Origin of the sequence: Lysobacter luteus (assembly GCF_907164845.1) — a bacterium.
GTDB lineage: Bacteria > Pseudomonadota > Gammaproteobacteria > Xanthomonadales > Xanthomonadaceae > Novilysobacter > Novilysobacter luteus.
On record NZ_OU015430.1, the window covers coordinates 384,102 to 403,746 of the forward strand.

The 19,645-nt window shown below is 68.3% G+C and carries 17 protein-coding genes; 7 read left to right on the forward strand and 10 right to left on the reverse strand.

Annotated features, from left to right (window positions below):
• The first annotated feature begins 117 nt into the window (after window positions 1-117).
• Entirely contained in the window at window positions 118-1,068 is a 951-nt protein-coding gene (gene hemF / locus KOD61_RS01725) for an oxygen-dependent coproporphyrinogen oxidase (protein ID WP_215219366.1), read from the forward strand.
• Here hemF and KOD61_RS01730 read toward each other — a convergent pair.
• From KOD61_RS01730 to KOD61_RS01740, 3 genes are read right to left on the reverse strand one after another with little or no spacing between them, the layout of a single operon-like run.
• The gene (locus KOD61_RS01730) at window positions 1,032-1,769 is read right to left on the reverse strand and encodes a methyltransferase domain-containing protein (protein ID WP_215220235.1); all 738 of its coding nucleotides are present in this window, start codon (window positions 1,767-1,769) and stop codon (window positions 1,032-1,034) included. The two genes, hemF and KOD61_RS01730, sit on opposite strands and share 37 nt — an antisense overlap.
• Window positions 1,770-1,786: 17 nt before the next feature.
• Complete coding sequence (locus tag KOD61_RS01735; protein WP_215219367.1) at window positions 1,787-2,419, reverse strand: SGNH/GDSL hydrolase family protein; 633 nt, start codon at window positions 2,417-2,419, stop codon at window positions 1,787-1,789.
• A 35-nt stretch (window positions 2,420-2,454) separates the two neighbouring features.
• The gene (locus KOD61_RS01740) at window positions 2,455-3,705 is read right to left on the reverse strand and encodes a pyridoxal phosphate-dependent aminotransferase (protein ID WP_215219368.1); all 1,251 of its coding nucleotides are present in this window, start codon (window positions 3,703-3,705) and stop codon (window positions 2,455-2,457) included.
• A gap of 247 nt (window positions 3,706-3,952) precedes the next feature.
• On the opposite strand from KOD61_RS01740, the gene rsgA reads away from it, so the two are divergent.
• The 3 genes from rsgA to KOD61_RS01755 all read left to right on the forward strand — a co-directional run bounded on the left by rsgA (window position 3,953) and on the right by KOD61_RS01755 (window position 8,901).
• Window positions 3,953-5,071 (forward strand): ribosome small subunit-dependent GTPase A, encoded by a 1,119-nt coding sequence (gene rsgA / locus KOD61_RS01745; RefSeq protein ID WP_215219369.1) that lies wholly within the window; start codon window positions 3,953-3,955, stop codon window positions 5,069-5,071.
• A 184-nt stretch (window positions 5,072-5,255) separates the two neighbouring features.
• Window positions 5,256-6,521 (forward strand): flavohemoglobin expression-modulating QEGLA motif protein, encoded by a 1,266-nt coding sequence (locus KOD61_RS01750; protein ID WP_215219370.1) that lies wholly within the window; start codon window positions 5,256-5,258, stop codon window positions 6,519-6,521.
• 82 nt (window positions 6,522-6,603) lie between these two features.
• Window positions 6,604-8,901 (forward strand): NADP-dependent malic enzyme, encoded by a 2,298-nt coding sequence (locus tag KOD61_RS01755; protein ID WP_215219371.1) that lies wholly within the window; start codon window positions 6,604-6,606, stop codon window positions 8,899-8,901.
• 103 nt (window positions 8,902-9,004) lie between these two features.
• Here KOD61_RS01755 and KOD61_RS01760 read toward each other — a convergent pair whose 3' ends face one another.
• Window positions 9,005-9,457, reverse strand: coding sequence for an REP-associated tyrosine transposase (locus KOD61_RS01760; RefSeq protein WP_215219372.1), 453 nt, complete (start codon window positions 9,455-9,457; stop codon window positions 9,005-9,007).
• A 290-nt stretch (window positions 9,458-9,747) separates the two neighbouring features.
• Between KOD61_RS01760 and aceE the strand changes: the two genes are divergently transcribed.
• A complete protein-coding gene (aceE, locus tag KOD61_RS01765) occupies window positions 9,748-12,453 on the forward strand; it encodes a pyruvate dehydrogenase (acetyl-transferring), homodimeric type (protein WP_215219373.1) in 2,706 nt (901 codons plus the stop codon).
• A 382-nt stretch (window positions 12,454-12,835) separates the two neighbouring features.
• On the opposite strand, the gene KOD61_RS01770 is transcribed toward aceE, so the two are convergent.
• The 5 genes from KOD61_RS01770 to KOD61_RS01790 all read right to left on the reverse strand — a co-directional run bounded on the left by KOD61_RS01770 (window position 12,836) and on the right by KOD61_RS01790 (window position 17,530).
• Window positions 12,836-13,309: a hypothetical protein gene (locus KOD61_RS01770; protein WP_215219374.1), complete on the reverse strand. Its 474-nt coding sequence runs from the start codon at window positions 13,307-13,309 to the stop codon at window positions 12,836-12,838.
• A gap of 210 nt (window positions 13,310-13,519) precedes the next feature.
• Entirely contained in the window at window positions 13,520-14,641 is a 1,122-nt protein-coding gene (locus KOD61_RS01775) for a nuclease-related domain-containing protein (protein ID WP_215219375.1), read from the reverse strand.
• 88 nt (window positions 14,642-14,729) lie between these two features.
• Window positions 14,730-15,659 (reverse strand): HNH endonuclease, encoded by a 930-nt coding sequence (locus KOD61_RS01780; RefSeq protein WP_215219376.1) that lies wholly within the window; start codon window positions 15,657-15,659, stop codon window positions 14,730-14,732.
• 93 nt (window positions 15,660-15,752) lie between these two features.
• Window positions 15,753-16,457 (reverse strand): glycosyltransferase, encoded by a 705-nt coding sequence (locus KOD61_RS01785; RefSeq protein ID WP_215219377.1) that lies wholly within the window; start codon window positions 16,455-16,457, stop codon window positions 15,753-15,755.
• Between the two features lie 122 nt (window positions 16,458-16,579).
• A complete protein-coding gene (locus KOD61_RS01790) occupies window positions 16,580-17,530 on the reverse strand; it encodes an SOS response-associated peptidase family protein (RefSeq protein ID WP_215219378.1) in 951 nt (316 codons plus the stop codon).
• Window positions 17,531-17,829: 299 nt separating this feature from the next.
• Between KOD61_RS01790 and KOD61_RS01795 the strand changes: the two genes are divergently transcribed.
• Window positions 17,830-18,402: a hypothetical protein gene (locus tag KOD61_RS01795; RefSeq protein ID WP_215219379.1), complete on the forward strand. Its 573-nt coding sequence runs from the start codon at window positions 17,830-17,832 to the stop codon at window positions 18,400-18,402.
• Window positions 18,403-18,503: 101 nt separating this feature from the next.
• The gene (locus KOD61_RS01800; RefSeq protein ID WP_215219380.1) at window positions 18,504-19,292 is read left to right on the forward strand and encodes a TSUP family transporter; all 789 of its coding nucleotides are present in this window, start codon (window positions 18,504-18,506) and stop codon (window positions 19,290-19,292) included.
• Window positions 19,293-19,313: 21 nt separating this feature from the next.
• Here KOD61_RS01800 and KOD61_RS01805 read toward each other — a convergent pair whose 3' ends face one another.
• Window positions 19,314-19,559, reverse strand: coding sequence for a hypothetical protein (locus KOD61_RS01805; protein WP_215219381.1), 246 nt, complete (start codon window positions 19,557-19,559; stop codon window positions 19,314-19,316).
• Window positions 19,560-19,645 lie beyond the last annotated feature (86 nt).

The following is a 19,645-nucleotide window of genomic DNA, read 5'->3' on the forward strand; positions in this document are numbered from 1 at the left end:
TCCCGGCAATCAAATGGCCGCGAAAGCGCGTCGACCGCGCTGGAACCGGTTGTCAGTGGGGTCGCGACTGACGTCGCTCCTACGGGATCGTTTGCGTCGCTCGCCTAGAATGCGCGCATGACCGCGCACTCCCCCGACCCCGACTTCATCCGCGTCCGCGATTACCTCACCGGGCTGCAGGACCGCATCTGCACCGCGATAGAGCAGGCCGACGGCCAGGCCCGCTTCGTCGAGGACGCCTGGACGCGTGCGCCCGGGGAGGCGGGCCCGGCCGGACTCGGCGGTGGCGGCCGGACCCGCATCCTGCGCGATGGCGCGGTGTTCGAGCAGGCCGGCATCGGCTTTTCCGACGTCTCCGGTACCAGGCTGCCGCCCTCGGCCACCGCCAACCGCCCCGAACTGGTCGGCGCCTCGTGGCGCGCGGTCGGCGTGTCGCTGGTGTTCCACCCGCGCAACCCGTACCTGCCGACCACCCACGCCAACGTCCGCCACTTCCGCGCCGAACGCGACGGCAAGACCGTCGCCTGGTGGTTCGGCGGCGGTTTCGACCTGACCCCGTTCTATCCGGTCGACGAGGACGTGATGCACTGGCACCGCACCGCGCGCGCGCTGTGCGAACCGTTCGGCGGCCAGGCGCGCTACGACGCGCACAAGCGCTGGTGCGACGAGTACTTCTTCCTCAAGCACCGCGGCGAGACCCGCGGCATTGGCGGGCTGTTCTTCGACGACCTGCAGGGCGATTTCGAGACCGACTTCGGTTACATGCGCGCCGTGGGCGATGGCTTCCTCGTCGCCTACCTGCCGATCGTGGAACGCCGCAAGGACACGCCATATGGCGAGCGCGAGCGCCAGTTCCAGCTGTACCGGCGCGGGCGCTACGTCGAGTTCAACCTGGTGCTCGACCGCGGCACCCACTTCGGCCTGCAGTCGGGCGGACGCACCGAGTCGATCCTGATGAGCCTGCCGCCGCTGGCGCGCTGGGAATACGGCTACCAGCCCGAGCCGGGCAGCCCCGAATCGCGCCTGGGCGACTACCTGCAGCCGCGGGAGTGGCTGGCCGAGCCGTAAGGCGCCGGTCTACGCGCCGGCCGGGTCGCCACCACGCGCCAGTTGTTGAATGGCGTGTTGCCGTACAGCGGGGTGAACTCCGACGACAGGCCGGCTGCGTCGAACCGCGCACGCAACGCATCGGCGTCGGGGTAGCGGCTGGGGCCGGCATTCATCCAGCCCAGCGCGCGAGAGAACACGTCCACCGCGCGGGTGACCCGTGCCCGCCCGCCGCCGTCTTCAAGCCCCGTGCGGATCACCAGCTTCGCGCCCGGCGTGAGCATCGCGATCGCGGCCTGCAGCGTGCGGTCCTGCGCCGCGGGCGGGATGAACTGCAGCACGTCCAGGATAGCCACGCTGCCGCGGTGGCCGAGCGTGTCGAATGCGAACGCGGGATCGGCGAGGTCGACGTGCTCGAAGCGCGCCTGCGCCAGGGCGGCACGTCCGGCCGCGCGCCGGGCGCGGTCGATCTTGCCGGCGTCGTTGTCGACCCCGAGGTACGGCAGTGCGATCGCGTCGGCCCGCAGCGCATGCGCCAGCAAGCCCAGCCCGCAACCGAGGTCCAGCAGCGGCGCGGCCGTGCCACGCAGTGCGTCGCAGACGCCGGGGTACAGCGGGTCGCTGCCGAGCTTGGTGCGGCTGTAGTAGTAGTCCCAGCGGTTGCCCAGCGGATGGCCGGGGGCGAACGCGGCGGCGATCGCGCGTGCCGGCGCGGCGCCCATCGGTCGGGTGGCGGCCGTCACGGCGTGGCGAGCATTGCGCGTGCGACCGGCAACGCCTGCTGCGCCCACAGCTCATACATCGCGGCGGACGGATGCAGGCCATCGTCGACCACCATCGCGGCGTCGCCACCCTGCGCGCGGCTGCTGCCGGTGATGTCGACGAAGGCGACGCCGTGCTCGGCGCACAGCGCCGCGGCGATCGCGTTGTAGGCGTCCAGCTCGCGTCCGACGGTCGCCGGGTCGCGGCCACTGGCGGCGCAGAAGGGTGTCACCCCCCAGTCGGGAATGGACAGCACCAGCACGCGGTCGGCGCGCCCGTGCGCCAGCGCGATCGAGCGGCCCAGCAGCTCGTGGAAGTCGCCGCGGTACTCGGCGGTGCTGCGCCCGCGGTACTGGTTGTTGACGCCGATCAGCAGCGAAACGAAGTCGTAGCGGCCGAGCGGCGGCTGCGCGGCGTCCATCGCGGTCGACAGCTCGTCGGTGGTCCAGCCGGTGGTCGCCAGCGTGCGAGGGAACTCCAGTGGAATGCCTTCCTCGCGCAGTGCCAACGTCAGCCGCACCGGCCAGCGCTCGCCCGAGGCGACGCCTTCGCCGATCGTGTAGCTGTCGCCGAGGGCGAGGTAGGTGAGGGCGGCGGGATCGGTGGCCATGGGCAACTCCGGTGGACGCGCGGGTGCGCGGTCTGTCAGGCGACGGCGGTACGCGCGCCGGTGGACGATTCGACGCGCCGCGCCAGTACCCGCTCGATGCGCGCGAACACCTCGCGCAGTTCGTCGGGCTGCGGCAGCAGGGTGACGCGGAAGTGGTTGCGGTAGGGCACGTTGAAGCTCGAGCCGGGCACCACCAGCACCCCTTCGGTCTCCATCAGCTCAAGCGCGAACGCGTGGTCGTCGAAACCGTGGGCCGCCTCGCCGCATACCGCCGGGAACGCGTAGAGCGCTCCCGCTGGTGCGACCAGCGACAGATGCTCGCTGGCGGCGACGCTTTCCACCACCGCGCGGCGCGCCTCGTACAGCCGTCCGCCAGGCGCGCACAGCGGCGCGATCGTGTCCTCGCCGTGGAGCGCGGCCTCGATCGCGAACTGCCCCGGCACGTTGGCGCACAGGCGCAGCGCGCCCAGCAGGTCCATCGCGTGGTGGAACTCGCCGCTGGCGATCGGGTCGCCCGACAGCACCGCCCAGCCCACCCGCCAGCCGCAGGCGCGGTGCACCTTCGACAGGCCACCGAACGACAGGCACGGTACGTCGCCGGCGAGCGGTGCCAGCGGCTCGAAGCCGGCGCCGTCATACAGGATCGAGTCGTAGATCTCGTCGGCCATCAGCAGCAGGCCGTGGCGCGCGGCGATCGCGACGATGCGCTCAAGGAGCGCGCGCGGGTAGGTCGCGCCGGTCGGGTTGTTCGGGTTGATGAGCACGATCGCCCGCGTGCGCGGGGTCACCAGTGCCTCGATCTCGTCCGGGTCGGGCAGGAAGCCGTTGTCGGGGTGGCAGCGGTAGTACACCGGCCGGCCGTCGTTGAGGATCGTCGCGGCCGACCACAGCGGGTAGTCGGGCGACGGCAGCAGCACCTCGTCGCCCGGGTTCAGCAGCGCACGCAGCGACAGGTCGATCAGCTCGCTGACGCCGTTGCCGATGAATACCCGTTCGGCGCTGGCATGGGGCGTGCCGCGCTGGTGGTGGAACGTGGCAATGGCCTCGCGCGCGGCCGGCAGGCCCTGCTGGTGGGTGTAGGGGTCGGTGTCGGCGATGCGCCCGGCGATCGCCTGCTGCAGATGCTCGGGTGCACGGAAGCCGAATGCGCCCGGGTTGCCGATATTGAGCTTGATCAGGGTCCGGCCCTGGGCCTCCAGCTCGCGTGCCCGGCGGGCGAGCTCGCCGCGGATTTCGTAACGGACTTCGGACAGGCGGGCGCGGGTGGCGAGGGTCGGCGGCGACATCGGTGCAGGGGCGAATGGGGGAGCCGCCAGCCTAGCGGAAAAGCCCCGGCATCCGGACCCCTCGCGCCGGGCCCTTGTAGGAGCGACGTAAGTCGCGATCCGAATCCCGGGGAAACGATCTACAGGTCGCGACTTACGTCGCTCCTACCTCGGGGGGCAACTATCGGCCGCGTATGAACGGGCGGTGCGCAACGCGCCGCACGGCCACGGCTAGAATCCGCCCCATGACCACGCCGCGCCCGGAAACATGACCCCTGAACTCGCCCTGCAGGCGATCGGCTGGCCGCTCGACGACGACGGCCAGCCCGCGGTCGCCGAATGGCGCGAAGCGCTGTTGCAGCACCCCGATGCCCGCCCGGTCCGGGTGATCGAGCAGCACCGCAGTGGCTATGTCGTCGCCGACGGCCCCGACACCGGGTTCACCGTGGAGTCGCTGCCCGAGTGGCAGCGCCCGCCGAGTTACAAGAAGGGAGGCGTCCCGCCGGAGCAGCGTGCCGCGGTCGGCGACTGGGTGTTGATCGAGCCGGCGACCGGCAAGGACCAGATCGTCGCGTTGCTGCCGCGCCGCAGCGCGATCAAGCGCGGCGCTGCCGGCGAACATTACCGCCAGCAGCTGATCGCCGCCAACGTCGACACCGTGTTCGTGGTCTGCGGCCTGGACGCCGACTTCAACCCGCGCCGGATCGAGCGCTACCTGCTGCTGGTGCAGGGCAGCGGGGCCGAGCCGGTGGTGGTGCTGACCAAGTCCGACCAGGTCGACGACGTGCCCGGCTCGCTCGCGGCGCTGGTGGAGCTGGCCGCGCAGGACATCGCGGTACGCGCGGTCAATGCGCGCGACCCCGACAGCGTCGCCGCGCTAAAGCCATGGCTCAGGCCCGGCCGCACCGCGGTGCTGGTGGGCAGTTCCGGCGCCGGCAAGTCGACCCTGACCAATACGCTGCTCGGCATCGAGCGGATGAAGACCGGCGAGGTGCGCGAGTCCGACGCGCGCGGTCGCCACACCACCACCCACCGCGCGCTGATTCCGCTGCCGACCGGTGCCTGCCTGATCGATACCCCCGGCATGCGCGAGCTCAAGCCCACCGGCGAGGAGGATGTCGCCGAGAACTTCAGCGACGTTGAGGCATTGGCGGCCGAGTGCCGCTTCCGCGACTGCCGGCACCTGAAGGAGCCGGGCTGCGCCGTGCGAGCGGCGATCGAGGGTGGCCGGCTCGACCCGCAACGCTTCGCCAACTACCTCAAGTTGGGTGACGAGGTGGCCGGCGCCGCCGACCGGCTTGCCCACCGTCGCGCGCAGAGCGTCGACAAGAAGGCGCCCGGCAAGCCGCCCACCGGCAAGCCCGACAACCGCAACGGAAAGCGCTGACAACCGTAACGGCAAACGCTGACAACGCATCGGTAGGAGCGGCTTCAGCCGCGATCGTGGAGTCGGCGCGGGCGGACGACCATCCGATCGCGGCTGAAGCCGCTCCTACAAACCAAGGCCACCGCACGCCCGCCCGGGGTAAGCTCCAGACGACGCGCACCCACGCAGAGCGAGCGCCCGCCGGATGACCCACGCGACCTTCCCGCCCGACGTCACCCACCATGCCGCGCTCGACGCGCGCATGGTGGAGGCGGCGCGGGACGTGCGGCTGCTGAACCTGGCCAGCTGGCCGGCCGGGATGGAGACCGATTTCGTCGCCCAGTACGCCCGCGGCGTGGTCCGCCTGCCGGTCATCGAGTACCCGCGGCACGACTTTTCCGCGACCCGGTCCGAGCTCGCAGCGGTCGCCGCCGAGGCAGACCCCGAACACCCGCTCGGCCAGTACCTGATCGATGCCTGCCGCAGCTGGGACACCGCCGCCCAAGTGTGCGAACACCTCGGCACCGCGGCGGTTACCGACCTGTCGATCCAACTGTACGGCAGCCCGTTCGATCCGCTGCCCGGCGACGGCCCGGACGCCCGCGTCGCCGCCCGCCACTTCCTGTCCATCGCCGACGAGTTCGACCGCGAGCTGCTGGCGCCGTCCGAGCACGTCACCATCTCCGCCACCGCGTTGCAGTTGCAGTTGCAGCGCGACCTCGACGACTACTTCGGCGAGCGGGTGATCGACGTCGAGCTCGATCCCGACCTGATCGCCAAGGCCGCCGCCGGTGCCACCCGCATCCGGCTGCGCACCACCGCATCGTTCAGCGACTACGACCGCGACCAGCTGCTGCAGCACGAGGCGTTCGTGCATTCGCTCAGCGCGCTCAACGGCCGCGAGCAGCCGGTGCTGGCCAGCCTGGCGCTGTCGTCGCCGCGCGCCACCGCCACCCAGGAAGGGCTGGCGACGTTTGCCGAGCAGATCACCGGCAGCATCGACATCAGCCGGATGAAGCGGCTGAGCCTGCGGATCGAGGCGGTGGCAATGGCGCTGGAGGGCGCCGACTTCATCGAGGTGTTCCGCTATTTCCTGGATGCCGGCCAGAGCCCCGAGGAGAGCTTCGCCTCGGCCCAGCGGGTGTTCCGCGGCGTGCCGGTGACCGGCGGCGCGGCGTTCACCAAGGACGCGGTGTACCTGCGCGGCCTGATCGGGGTGCATACGTTCTTCCGCTGGGCCCTGCGCACGCGCCAGCTGCGCCTGTGCCGCTGGTTGTTCGCCGGCAAGATGACCCTGGCCGACGTGCAGCGCTTCGCCCCGCTGTTCGAGGCCGGCGTGCTGCTGCCGCCGCGCTGGATGCCGCGCTGGGTGGCCCGCGCCAACGGCCTGGCGGGAGTCCTGGCGTTTTCGCTGTTCGCCAACCAGATCCGGCTGGACGCGGTCGACGACAGCGGATTCTTCGACATCTGAGACCGAAAGGCCGACTGCCGTGCCGGCGCATGCACCCCGCGGTGGCTAGAATCGCTGGTTCCTCCGGTCGCACCCCCAGGCAATGTCAGACACCGACTCCAAGCACGCCGACGATTTCCGCCAAGCCGCGCTCGACTACCACCGCCTGAGCCCGCCCGGAAAGATCAAGGTCACCGCGACCAAGCCGATGGTGACCCAGCGCGACCTCGCGCTGGCGTACTCGCCGGGCGTGGCGTTCGCTTGCGAGGAGATCGCCGCCGACCCGACCACCGCGTTCGACTACACCGCGCGCGGCAACCTGGTGGCGGTGGTGTCCAACGGCACCGCGGTGCTGGGGCTGGGCGACATCGGCCCGCTGGCGGGCAAGCCGGTGATGGAAGGCAAGGGCGTGCTGTTCCAGAAGTTCGCAGGCATCGACGTGTTCGACATCGAGATCGACGAGCGCGACCCCGACAAACTGGTCGACATCATCGCGTCGCTGGAACCGACCTTCGGCGGCATCAACCTGGAAGACATCAAGGCGCCGGAGTGCTTCATCGTCGAGCGCAAGCTGCGCGAGCGGATGAACATCCCGGTGTTCCACGACGACCAGCACGGCACCGCGATCATCGTCGGCGCGGCCGTGCTCAACGCACTGGAAGTGGCCGGCAAGCCGATCGGCGACATCCGCCTGGCCACCACCGGTGCCGGCGCGGCCGGCATCGCCTGCCTGGACATGCTGGTCGCGCTGGGCGTGCGCAAGGAAAACATCATCGCGTTCGACCGCGACGGCGTGATCCACACGGGCCGCCCCAACCTCGACCCCGACAAGGCGCGCTACGCGTCCGACACCGACAAGCGCGAGCTGGCCGAGATCGTGGCGGGCGCCGATGTGTTCCTCGGACTCTCGGCCGGCGGCATCCTCAAGCCGGAGATGGTCGCGACCATGGCCGAGCGGCCGATCATCCTGGCGCTCGCCAACCCGTACCCGGAAATCCTGCCCGAGGCGGCCAAGGCGGTCCGACCCGACGCGATCATCGCCACCGGGCGCTCGGACTACCCCAACCAGGTCAACAACGCACTGTGCTTCCCGTACATCTTCCGCGGCGCGCTGGACGTGGGCGCGCGCGAGATCAACGAGGCGATGAAGCTGGCCTGCGTGCACGCGATCGCCCAGCTGGCGCGGATGGAGGCCGGTGACCTGGCCGCCGCATACGGCAGCGAGATCCCGACCTTTGGCGAGGAATACCTGATCCCGCGCCCGTTCGACCCGCGCCTGCTGGTCATGCTGGCGCCGGCGGTGGCGAAGGCGGCGATGGACTCGGGCATGGCGACCCGGCCGATCACCGACATGGCCGCCTACGAGGAAACCCTCGGCCAGTTCATCTACCGCACCGGCCTGCTGATGAAGCCGGTCTACGACCGCGCCCGCCACACCCGCAAGCGCGTGGTCTACGCCGAGGGCGAGGAGCACGTGGTGCTGCGCGCCGTGCAGACGGTGGTCGACGAAGGGCTGGCGTTCCCGGTCCTGATCGGCCGCCCCGAGGTCATCAACGCGCGCATCGAGAAACTCGGCCTGCGCATGCGCGAGGGCGTCGACTTCGAGCTGACCAACATCCATTCCGACCCGCGCTTCGACGAGTACTGGCAGCAGTACCACGCGCTCACCGAGCGGCGCGGCGTCACCGTGGAGGCCGCCAAGAGCCTGCTGCGCTCGCGCCCGAGCCTGATCGCCGCGTTGATGGTGGAGCGGGGCGAGGCCGACGCGCTGATCTGCGGCGTGGTGGGGCGCTTCCACAAGAAGCTGGGCTACCTGCGCAGCGTGTTCGACTTCGACCGCGGCGTCACCGGCACCGCGGCGATGACCGGCGTGATCAACGACGCCGGCGCGTGGTTCTTCCTGGACACCCACGTGCAGCTGGACCCGACCGCCGAGCAGATCGCCGAAGCGACGATGCAGGCCACCTACCGGCTCAAGCTGTTCGGCGTGGAGCCCAAGGTCGCGCTGCTGTCGCACTCCAACTACGGCAGCCACGACAACCCGTCGGCGGCGAAGATGCGCAAGGTCCGCGAGATCCTCGCCCAGCGCGTGCCCAAACTTGAGGTCGACGGCGAGATGATGGCCGACACCGCGTGGAGCGAAGCCCTGCGCAAGCGGATCTTCCCCAACACCACCCTGCGCGGCCGGCCCAACCTGTTCGTCCTGCCCAACCTGGACGCGGCCAACATCACCTACAACATGTTCCGCGTGGCGACCGACGGCGTGGCCATCGGCCCGATCCTGATGGGCCTGGACAAGCCAGCGCACATCCTGACCTCGGACTCGACCTCCCGCCGCATCGTCAACCTGACCGCCATCGCCGCCGTCGACGCCCAGATCCGCGCCGCCCGAGAGCGGTAACGCCGCAGTACCTGTAGGAGCGGCTTCAGCCGCGATCCAACTAACGGCAACCTGTGCCGATTGACGATCGCGGCTGAAGCCGCTCCTACAGACCTGGGCCGCATCAAACCCACACCGCATCCCAATACGGGTAATCCGCGACCCGCCGCACCAGTCCCGCCCGCACCGGATTCATCACCACGTACCGCGCGGCATCCACCAACCGCTCCTCCGCGCGCAACGCCCGGTCGTGGTAGGCGGGGGCCCAGACGGTCGGCCCTATGCCCGGATGGGCCTGGCGAAGCAGTCGCGCGCTGCGGCCCTTCAGTCGCCCGACGCAGGTCGGCAGCGAGTCGAAGCCACCCAGTTCCACCAGCCCATGCCAGTGGTCTGGCATCAACACCCAGGCGAGGAGCCGCGAGCGCTGCCACGCCGGCGTAGCCGACATCACCCGGCAGGCCTCTGCGGCGACCGCCCAGTCGGCGAAGGTCCGGGCCCGATCAACGGTGGCAAAGGTGATCAGGTAAACCTGGCCGGTGAGCGATTGGCGGCCGATGCGCAGGCGGGCGTGTCCCATCCGGCAAGCGTGGTTAACCACGCGCCCGCCAAAAAGCGGGGATCCCCGCGTCCCCCCATCGGTCCAACCCCCGCGCCGTTGTAGGAGCGGCTTCAGCCGCGATCAATTGGTCAAGCGCGGGCCGGCGGCTGTTTGATCGCGGCTGAAGCCGCTCCTACAGGATGGGCCCCCATACGCCCCCGCATCCCCATTCCGCCAGCCGCGGCCAGCCCCGCCGCGACCCCCGCTGATAGAATCGAAGCAATCTCTCCACCCCCATTACGAGGCGCGGCCAAGGGGCCGCGAGGCGCATGACCACGACCTACGAAAGCCCGTTCACCGACCTGCTGCAGGACGATCCCGACCCCACCGAGACCCAGGAGTGGATCGAGTCGATCGAGGCGGTCATCGCGCGCGACGGCACCGACCGGGCGCACGCACTGCTTGAGGGCATGGTCGAAGTCAGCCGACGCGCCGGGGCGCACCTGCCGTTTGCGCCGACCACCGAGTACATCAACACCATCCCGCCGCACCTGGAGGCCAAGAGCCCGGGCGACGCCGCGATGGAGTGGAAGATCCGCTCGATCATCCGCTGGAACGCGATGGCGATGGTGGTGCGCGCCAACCGCAAGCCGGGCGACCTGGGCGGCCACATCGCCAGCTTCGCCTCGGGCGCCACGCTGTACGACGTCGGCTTCAACCACTTCTGGCGCGCCCCGTCCGAAGACCACCCGGGCGACCTGCTGTACATCCAGGGCCACAGCTCGCCGGGCATCTACGCCCGCTCGTTCCTTGAAGGCCGCATCAGCGAGGACCAGCTCGACTGCTTCCGCATGGAGACCGGCGGCAAGGGCCTGAGCAGCTACCCGCACCCGTGGCTGATGCCCGACTACTGGCAGACCCCGACCGTGTCGATGGGCCTGGGCCCGCTGGCGGCGATCTACCAGGCGCGCAACTGGAAGTACCTGGAAGGTCGCGGCCTGATGCCCAAGACCGACCGCAAGGTCTGGTGCTTCCTCGGCGACGGCGAGACCGACGAGCCCGAGAGCCTGGGCGCGATCTCGATCGCCGGCCGCGAGGGCCTGGACAACCTGATCTTCGTCATCAACTGCAACCTGCAGCGCCTGGACGGGCCGGTGCGCGGCAACGGCAAGATCATCCAGGAGCTGGAAGGCAACTTCCGCGGCGCCGGCTGGAACGTCATCAAGACCATCTGGGGTAGCTATTGGGATCCGCTGCTCGCCCGCGATACGTCCGGCAAGCTGCGCCAGCTGATGATGGAGACCGTCGACGGCGAGTACCAGAACTGCAAGGCGTTCGGCGGCAAGTACACCCGCGAGAACTTCTTCGGCAAGTACCCGGAGACCGCCAAGCTGGTCGCCAACATGAGCGACGAGGACGTGTGGCGCCTCAACCGTGGCGGCCACGACCCGCACAAGGTGTACGCCGCCTACCACCAGGCCGTGAACAACACCGGCATGCCCACCGTCATCCTGGCCAAGACGGTCAAGGGCTACGGCATGGGCCTGGCCGGCGAGTCGCTCAACCCGACCCACGGCACCAAGAAGATGGACGACGAGGCGGTGCGGGTTTTCCGCGACCGCTTCAACGTGCCGGTGACCGACGAGCAGCTGGCCGAAGGCAAGGTGCCGTTCTACCACCCCGGCGAAGACTCCGAGGAAGTGCAGTACATGAAGGAGCGCCGCGCCGCGCTCAACGGCTTCCTGCCGCAGCGCCGGCGCAAGTCGAGCGAGTCGCTCGCCGCGCCCAAGCTCGAGGTGTTCGAGCGCCTGCTCAAGTCCACCGGCGAGCGCGAGATCAGCACCACCATGGCGTTCGTGCAGGCGCTCAGCATCACCCTGCGCGACAAGCAGGTGGGCCCGCGCTGCGTGCCGATCGTCGCCGACGAGGCGCGCACCTTCGGCATGGAGGGCATGTTCCGCCAGCTGGGCATCTACTCGCCGCACGGCCAGAAGTACAAGCCGGTCGACCGTGACCAGCTGATGTACTACCGCGAGGACGTCGCCGGGCAGGTGCTGGAGGAAGGCATCACCGAGGCCGGCGCCTTCGCCAGCTGGATGGCCTGCGCCACCAGCTACAGCACCAACAACCTGCAGCTGCTGCCGTTCTACATCTACTACTCGATGTTCGGCTTCCAGCGCATCGGCGACTCCGCCTGGCAGGCCGCCGACATGCGTGCGCGCGGCTTCCTGCTGGGCGCCACCGCCGGCCGCACCACGCTCAACGGCGAAGGCCTGCAGCACGAAGACGGCCACAGCATGATGCAGGCCGGGCTGATTCCGAACGTGCGCAGCTACGACCCGACCTTCAGCTACGAGGTGGTCACCCTGCTGCAGCACGGCATGAAGCGCATGCTCGAAGACCAGGTCGACGAGTACTGGTACATCACCCTGATGAACGAGAACTACACCCACCCGGACATGCCCGAGGGCAGCGCCGAGGGGATCATCAAGGGCATGTACCTGCTGAAGGACGCCGGCAAGGCCAAGAAGGGCGAGCAGCGCGTGCAGCTGATGGGCAGCGGCACCATCCTGCGCGAGGTCATCGCAGCGGCCGAGCTGCTGGAGAAGGATTTTGGCGTCACGGCAGACATCTGGTCCTGCCCGAGCTTCAACGAGCTGGCGCGTGATGGCGTGGACGCCGAGCGCTACAACCGCATGAACCCCGAGTCGAAGGCCCCGCGCAAGCCGTACATCACCAGCCTGCTGGAAGGCCGCCAGGGCCCGGCGATCGTCTCGACCGACTACATCCGCGCCTACCCCGAGCAGGTCCGCGCCTACGTGCCGATGCACTACACCGTGCTGGGCACCGACGGCTTCGGCCGTAGCGACACCCGGGCGAACCTGCGCAGCCACTTCGAGGTGGACCGGTACCACGTCGCGCACGCCGCGATCGCGGCGCTGGCGGCGGAAGGGAAGATGACGGCGAAGGATGTGACGCGGGCGGTGAAGCAGTACAAGATCGATACGGACAAGCCAAACCCGATATCAATCTAAGCAACGATCGCGAGTACCAAAGGGGCGGCCGAAATGGCCGCCCTTTTTTGTGCAATTTGTCAGAGTCGACTTTGGCTGCGTCGCCTTGATGACGACACCCTCGGTACGGTCGTGCACTTGGCTCTGCGCGTGCGGGCGTCGTTGATGAGGCGCCGAGGCTCTACGCAGAGGCGCTTGGCCTCATCGGTCTGGCTCTAACGCTCGGCCGTCAGGCTGGTTTACTTCGGCGTTCAGACGATTGGACTCACGCGAGACCTTCCGAGCCCCAACGTCGAGGCAAAAAGCCTCACCCCTGAAGCAAAGAGCCTGACGGATGAGGCTGTTGCACCTCACCCGCCAGGCTTCAACACTCAACGGCGACGCTTTGGGCGTCGCGGGTGACTCATTCGGCCAAGGCGGCCTCCGGTTCGGGGGCGCGGGTGCCCTTGGCGAAGCGGGCAGACAGCTCGCGGCGGGCGCCCTTCAGCGCTTCGCCCTTGCCGGACACCTTGAGCAGGGCGTAGCCCTCCAGCGCGACGCCGATGATGTCGCTGCCCAGGGCCATCTCGGTGTCGTCGCCGCGCTCCAGCAACTGCCGCTGCTGGATCAGCCGCGGCCGAAGCGCGTCCAGCGCCACCAGGTCGGCCTGCGCCTCGGCCAGCCCCAGGTTGGGCGGCACCATCTGCGGGTTGGCCGCCAGCAACGCCAGCGTCTGCCGGCAGAAGGTCTCTGATTTGCTGCCCATCTTGTACAGGTCGCGACGCTGCGCCGGCTGCAGCGCGATCAATGGCGCGAACACACGACGCAGGGTCTCCAGCGCGCCATCAAGGTCGGCCAGGTCCTGCTCGGACAGGGTGAGGGAGAGGAGGTTTTGCATTGCAGTGTCCTTACGTTCCATTTGCGAGCCCGGCAATGCCAGAACGGCTGGGCCGGGCGGTCCATGCTCCGCCGCAATTCCGTGCGGGCGGTTGCCACAAGCCGACACGTCGGCGATGGAGCGGCGCGGAGTTTCGCAGAGGTGGCGGTGTGCGCCACCGTCTTGGCTGTGCCGCGCCGAAATTGCCGCTTCCAGCGAAGCGAAGCGACGTCAGGAACGTGAGCCGGGCGCCTCGGGCGTACCGTTGCGATGGAACAGCTCGCTGCTCCCGCACTGAGCGCACTCGCGGTAGAACGCGCCGCGCTCGCCTCTGAGGCGGGGCGTGTGCCCCGGCGCACACGTAAAGCGGATTGCAGTGTTTGTGCCGCAGGCTGCGCACTTGAAGTAGTAGCCGTAACGTCCCGAAAGCACACTCCCTTCGCTGGAACGGCAGCTCTTGCAAGCGCACTGTGCAACGTCTGTGCCGCTGTTGGTCGCACCGTACTGAACCCCGCTTGGAATCGTCGAGCTGCCACGCGCCGTGGCAAAGCCACTCGCAAAGTCGATAGTGGGTTCGATTCGACCGTCGGGCCTCACGGAAGCGCGAAGCGGCTGGCCGGTCACATCATCTTCCCTGCCAGCGGCACGCTGTCCGCTCTCTTCTTGTGGTTGATGAAGAGCCGCCAGCTGTCGCGCGACATACTCAATCGTGTCGCCTGACACGATCTTGGCAGCGGTCTTGAGGAGCGCTATGAGTCCGTTCTCGCTGTCGATGTCCCGCCAGATCGCTTTCTTGAGCTGGTCGGCTTTGATCACGCGCGAGGTGTCAAATCGCTTGGGCCGGTAGATCTTTGCATTAGGGCTGACCAACACAAAGGAGTGGAATGCCGGGGCTATGCGGACCCCAAGCCGTGTAGGCAGGGCGATCCCAGCCACCACGTCTCGCAGCACTTGAATGTGGCGTTCGCTCTGTTGGAGGGGCGAGGCCATGCCTTCGTACGTCTTGCGGTAGTTGTTCCAACGCAGGAACTCGCCGTCGTCGTTGATCTTCACTCCTGAGTGAAACGACTTCGTTTCCAGCGCGTATATGTCCATCCATCGATTGATCAGCAGGTGATCGATCTGTGCCACGCGGCCAGCGTGCTCGATGCGAAGGTCATGGATCACCGCCCAGTTGGGAGACGCCGCGTAGTCAAAGTCGATCAGGTATGCGGCTTCGCGTTCGGCCCGCTCGCCCGCGCGCCGCGCACGAAGCTCCTGCTCAATGCGTAGAGCGTTTGGTCCCCCCTCTCGTGCACGTGCTTCGAGTGCCTCGAGCCTACTTTTTTGATCGTCGGCCGCTTTGATCAACATCCTTCCGCACCGTCTCCCTTGAGCTTGAGCAGGATATCGGATGACCCACGGTCATCCTTGGGCGCAATTCAAAGCGCAAACCGGCGACTCACTTGGTCGCCCCAAGGAATCGTTCGAACCGGGCCTCCAACCGCTGGATCGACGGGCGACTCGCGCGGGATTTGGGCAGCACCATCTGCTCGCCGTGTAGTGCCTTGATCCCGTGCTGCAGCATCGGGCCGTCGATCTCATCCAGAAGTGCTTGCCGGACTTCAACGCGGAAGGCCGGCGTAATGCCCAGATAATTTAAGTCGAACGCGGCATGGTGAATCTTGCATAAGGCAAGGCCGTTGGAGACCTCGGGCTCACCGCCGGGCTCACCATCAGGGATGATGTGGGCCGCATCCAGGAGCGCGCCATGTCGAAGCCTGCATAGCGCGCAGCGAGTTTCGTAGGCGGTAAGTACTCGTTCCCGGAACGCAACCTGGTGAAGACGCCTCTTGGCGGTAGTCGTCACGTAGCGACGATGAAGCACCGCCTCATCAGCGACAGCAGGCTCCGGCTTTGCGGCCATATAGCGCGCAAGGCCAAGGTCGTCGTCCAATTGGATGTCGAACGTGAGGCTGCCTGGATTGTCGCCGCACACGAAGACGGGGAATGAGACTGCGTACCTGCCGGGCATGACCCGGTAGCAGTAGATGAGCGGTGTCCGGGTTTCCATTGCCCGCCTGACACCGACATTGTCCGGGTGGTTGGTGTTGGTTCCCCGGTAGCGATAGTGGATTACTGAGGCACCATCCCGCAGGTCGTCGTCATATGGACCGCCCGGGATCGTCGTTAACGAAAGCGGCATACCCGCGAGTAGGCCTGGCTTGAAGATGCCCTTGGGCCCAACGATCGGGACCCGAACACCCTGAAAGTCGAAACCTTGCTCCAGAACGGAGCGGGGAAGCACCTCGCCGTGCAGTGCCTTCTGCAGCTTCAACCACTCGAATGCGGCGATTCTGACGGCCCTATCAATTTCCACGTCGCTCGACATGACTTTCTCCCGGCTGGCGCCAGGGTACCCGAGGAAGATTCGCAGTCGCGGATCTCGAGCCAGACCAGCGTCATCGGGCAAGGCCAGCTCGCGCTATTTCGTATCCCGCCGCTTCGCATACCAGAGCGACAGGTGCTGGCGCGAGGCCAGCATCCCGCGTCCGTGTCGAAGGAACCGTCCGGCCAGACGCAGGTGTTCGCGGACCCCGAAGGTCCGCAGCTTGCGGTCTGAGGTGTGGACGGCTTCGCGCAGGATGGTGAAGGTGCCCTGCGCGGCGAGGGCGCGGCTCATGGCGACGTCTTCGCCGGCGTACCAGTGTTCGTCAAAGCCGCCGGCCCGGTCGAAGGCGTCGCGGGTGCAGAACAGAAAGCAGCCGGGGGCGATGGCGGTCCAGCGGAACATATGCATCACGCCCGCGGTGAAGACGCGCTCGTGCCAGCGCACTTTGCCGTCGAACCGCACGGCGCAGCCACCGCCCACCACGCCGCGGTCCAGGGCCGCCATGGCGGCGGCGAGCACTTCGGTATCCACAAGCGTGTCCGCGTCCAGGAACAACAGCCGATCCCCGCGCGCCACGGCGGCGCCGGCATTTCGCGTGGCCGCGATCTGCCGGTGCTCGACGCGCAACACTCGCGCGCCCCGTTCCGCGGCGATGTCGCCGGTGCGGTCGGATGAGGCGTCGTCGACCACGATCACTTCGTGTGGCAGCTCAAGCGCTGTGGTCGCCCGTGCCAGCGCGTCGAGCGTGGCACCGATCAGCGCGGCCTCGTCATGGGCGGGAATGATGATGGAGAGCATGGCCGCAGGATCGCACGTGGGGTGGTCAGCACTGCGGCAAGCTCGGGCTGATCCAAGGGCTTCCAAATGGGATCACTCACATCCCAAGCCGGCGGCGATGCCCTATAGGGCGAGTGGGTTCATCACGCCGCCATCCGGTGCCCGTAATAAGGCCGCTGGCGGTCATCCAGGATCGCGTACTGCGCCGCCAGGTGCGCCGGGTCGGGGTTGAGCCACGCATCCAGGTGCTCGGGCTTGATCGGGATCACGCAGCGGTCGTGGCCGGCCGCGGCGACTTCGGGCGGCGGGTCGTCGGTGATGGCGGCGAACGACAGCAGCTCCTCGCCATCCGGGCCGGTCCAGCGTGACCACAGGCAGGCCACCAGCATGTCCTGCGGCGGGTCGGGCCGGAACTCCAGCACCACGGTCGATTCCTTCTCGCCAGGCTCCAGGGCGCGGCCTTCGGCGGCGTGCCGCGGCACGTGTTCGTGGAAGGCCGTCAGCACCGCGACGCCGTGTGTGCGGCCGAACTGTTCCTTCCAGAAGCCTTCCAGGTTGTCGCGCCGGGCGTTGTAGGTGCCGGGGTACTTGCGGTCGTAATCGGCCGGCTTGCCGCAGGGGCGGCATTGGTAGCGCATCGGCCTGACCACGCGCTGGCCGCGCTCGGCCACCATCACCGGTGCGAAGTAGCCGGGGTAGATGCGTGCGTCGTCGTCGCCGGGCGGGCGCTTGAGTTCAGCCATCCGTGCCTGTGCCTTCGCGATCTTGCTGGTGGCGATGCGCTGGTCGTCGGCCGCCTTCTTGGTCGGTTTGGTAGCCAGCACGCGCTCTGCCTTGACCAGCCGCGCGCGCTGGGCGAACAGCTCCTGCTCCAGCCGGGTGGCCTCGGCCGCGGCGTGCGCGTGGATCAGCGGGTGCAGCCGCGAGGCGGCCGGGTCGTCCAGGAACGCGGCGTCCAGCGCCCGCGGCACCTTGGCCTTGCCGTCCTGCTGGCGCAGCCAGTACAGCTGGAAGAAGTCTTCCAGGCTGACCGAGGCGTCGTACTGGCGGACGAACTTGGCGTAGTCAGCGCGGATCCGGGCCGAGTAGCACATGGCGGCAATTCCATGGGTAGCGGAACTGGGAAGGTTAAGACGCCGAGGTATCACGGAGCGCGAATGGCATGAGCGGGCAGGCGTGCCCGGGGGCGGGCGTCCGATCTGCCGGCCCTCGCGTTGGTCTAGGCCATCCACCTCCGAAACGGCATGGTGAATGAAGCAGCAGGTGCACTACGTCGAACCGCCGACCACGTCCTGCGAAGGGCGATGTCGCGCTGCTGCGGTTGGCGCAACATTGTTCTCCCCGGGCAGGGCAGGGATACTGCAGCCGCGACACCCGATCTCAATGGAACGTGATGAACACGATACGAGCCGCTCTGACCCTCGGCATTGCGATGAGCTTCATGGCCAGCCCGGCGCAGGCCGACGATTGGCCCAGCCAGATGTCCCGGGTGCCGGTGCTGGCATGCGATTCCCCGGAGATCCAGGGTGTCGTCCGTGACTGGCTGGCGCGCGAGCCGGGCTTCGAGATCACGATGCAGACGACGCGATGGAACACGAACTGCTCGTGGCGGTCCAAGGATGGAAGCGAGCATCTGACGGTCAAGATCGTGCCCACGCTGGAAGGCAGCAGCGACAGCGAGGCGCGGCAGAGGTTCTACGAGATCCTGGAAGGAACCGGCGCGGTGCGCTCGGCAGATGCACGGGTGGCCTATCCGATCTGGACCCGTGACGAGAGTACCGCCAAGAGCAAGCGGCTCTCGGCCATGATCACGGTGCCCGGGTCGGAAGGGTTCAGCGCTCTTGCGGAAAGCGTGCAGGAGCCACCATTTGCGGGTCCGCAGATGAAGGACCTGAAGGACATGGCGGTCGAGTTGAACGCGCTCATTCCGCCGAAGGCACTGCGCACGCCAGGCTCCGACCGCTGAGCCGGGGCCCGGCACTGCAAAGCAGGGTCGGGGTGCACTTTCGAGTACGTCGATATCGCGGCGTAGTACCGGTCGCCTAGACCGAACCGGAACCAGACTCCATGGAATTTGGCGTCGATGTCATTGTTCTGCTGATGGGGGTGGCCTTCATCGCCGGTGTGATCGATGCGATTGCCGGTGGCGGCGGGCTGCTCACCATCCCCGCGCTGATGGCCGTCGGCGTGCCGCCGGTGCAGGCGATCGCCACCAACAAGCTGCAGAGCAGCTTCGGCACCGCCAGCGCGGTGGTCGCCTTTGCGCGCAAGGGGCGCATCGACTTCCGGCGGTTCGCGCGGCCGGCGATCGGCGCGTTCGTCGGTTCGGTGGTCGGCGCGTGGACGTTGCAGCGCATCGATCCCGCGTTCTTGGCCGGTTTGATCCCGGTGCTGCTGGTCCTGATGGTGATCTACTTCACCGTCGCGCCGAAGGCGTCCGAAGAGGACCGCCACAGCCGCTTCGGCACCGGTGCGCTGGTCGGCATCGCCACGGCAATCGGCTTCTACGACGGCTTCTTCGGCCCGGGCACCGGGTCGTTCCTGACGACCGCGCTGGTCGCACTGTTCGGCATGGGGCTGGTCTCGGCCACGGCGCACACCAAGTTCCTCAACCTGGCCAGCAACATCGCCGCGCTGATCACGCTGGTGATCGGTGGCTACGTGTTGTGGGCGATCGGCCTGCTGATGGCGGTGGCGAGCATCGCCGGTGGCCAGGTGGGGGCACACCTGGCATTGCGCGTCGGTGGCCGGGTGATCCGGCCGCTGCTGGTGGTGATGGCGCTTGCGCTGACGGTCAAGCTGCTGGCCGACCCGGGTAACTCGCTGACGGCGTGGGTGATGGGCGCGGCCGCGTAGCCCACCGCGCGCGGCATCGCATCACGCCGGCGAGAACAGGAACGCCAGCGCCGTGGCCAGCGCCACCACCGCGCCGTTGACCAACAGGTGCGGCACCGGCGAGGTGCCCGAGCGGCGCAGGTCGCCGGCGCGGGTCGCTACACGGCCCAGCGGCACCACCGCCACCAGCCACGGCACCCACGCCAGCGGCAGGATCAGCGCGAGCACCAGGACCATCGCCGCGATACCGACGACGTGCAGGTCCAGCGATTCCAGTAGACGGGTCATGCGGGGATTCTGACCCACATCGCGTCCGCACCATGCCTTCCGGCAGGCTGCGCCCGTCCCGACCCTGCGGCATGATCGGCGTTCCC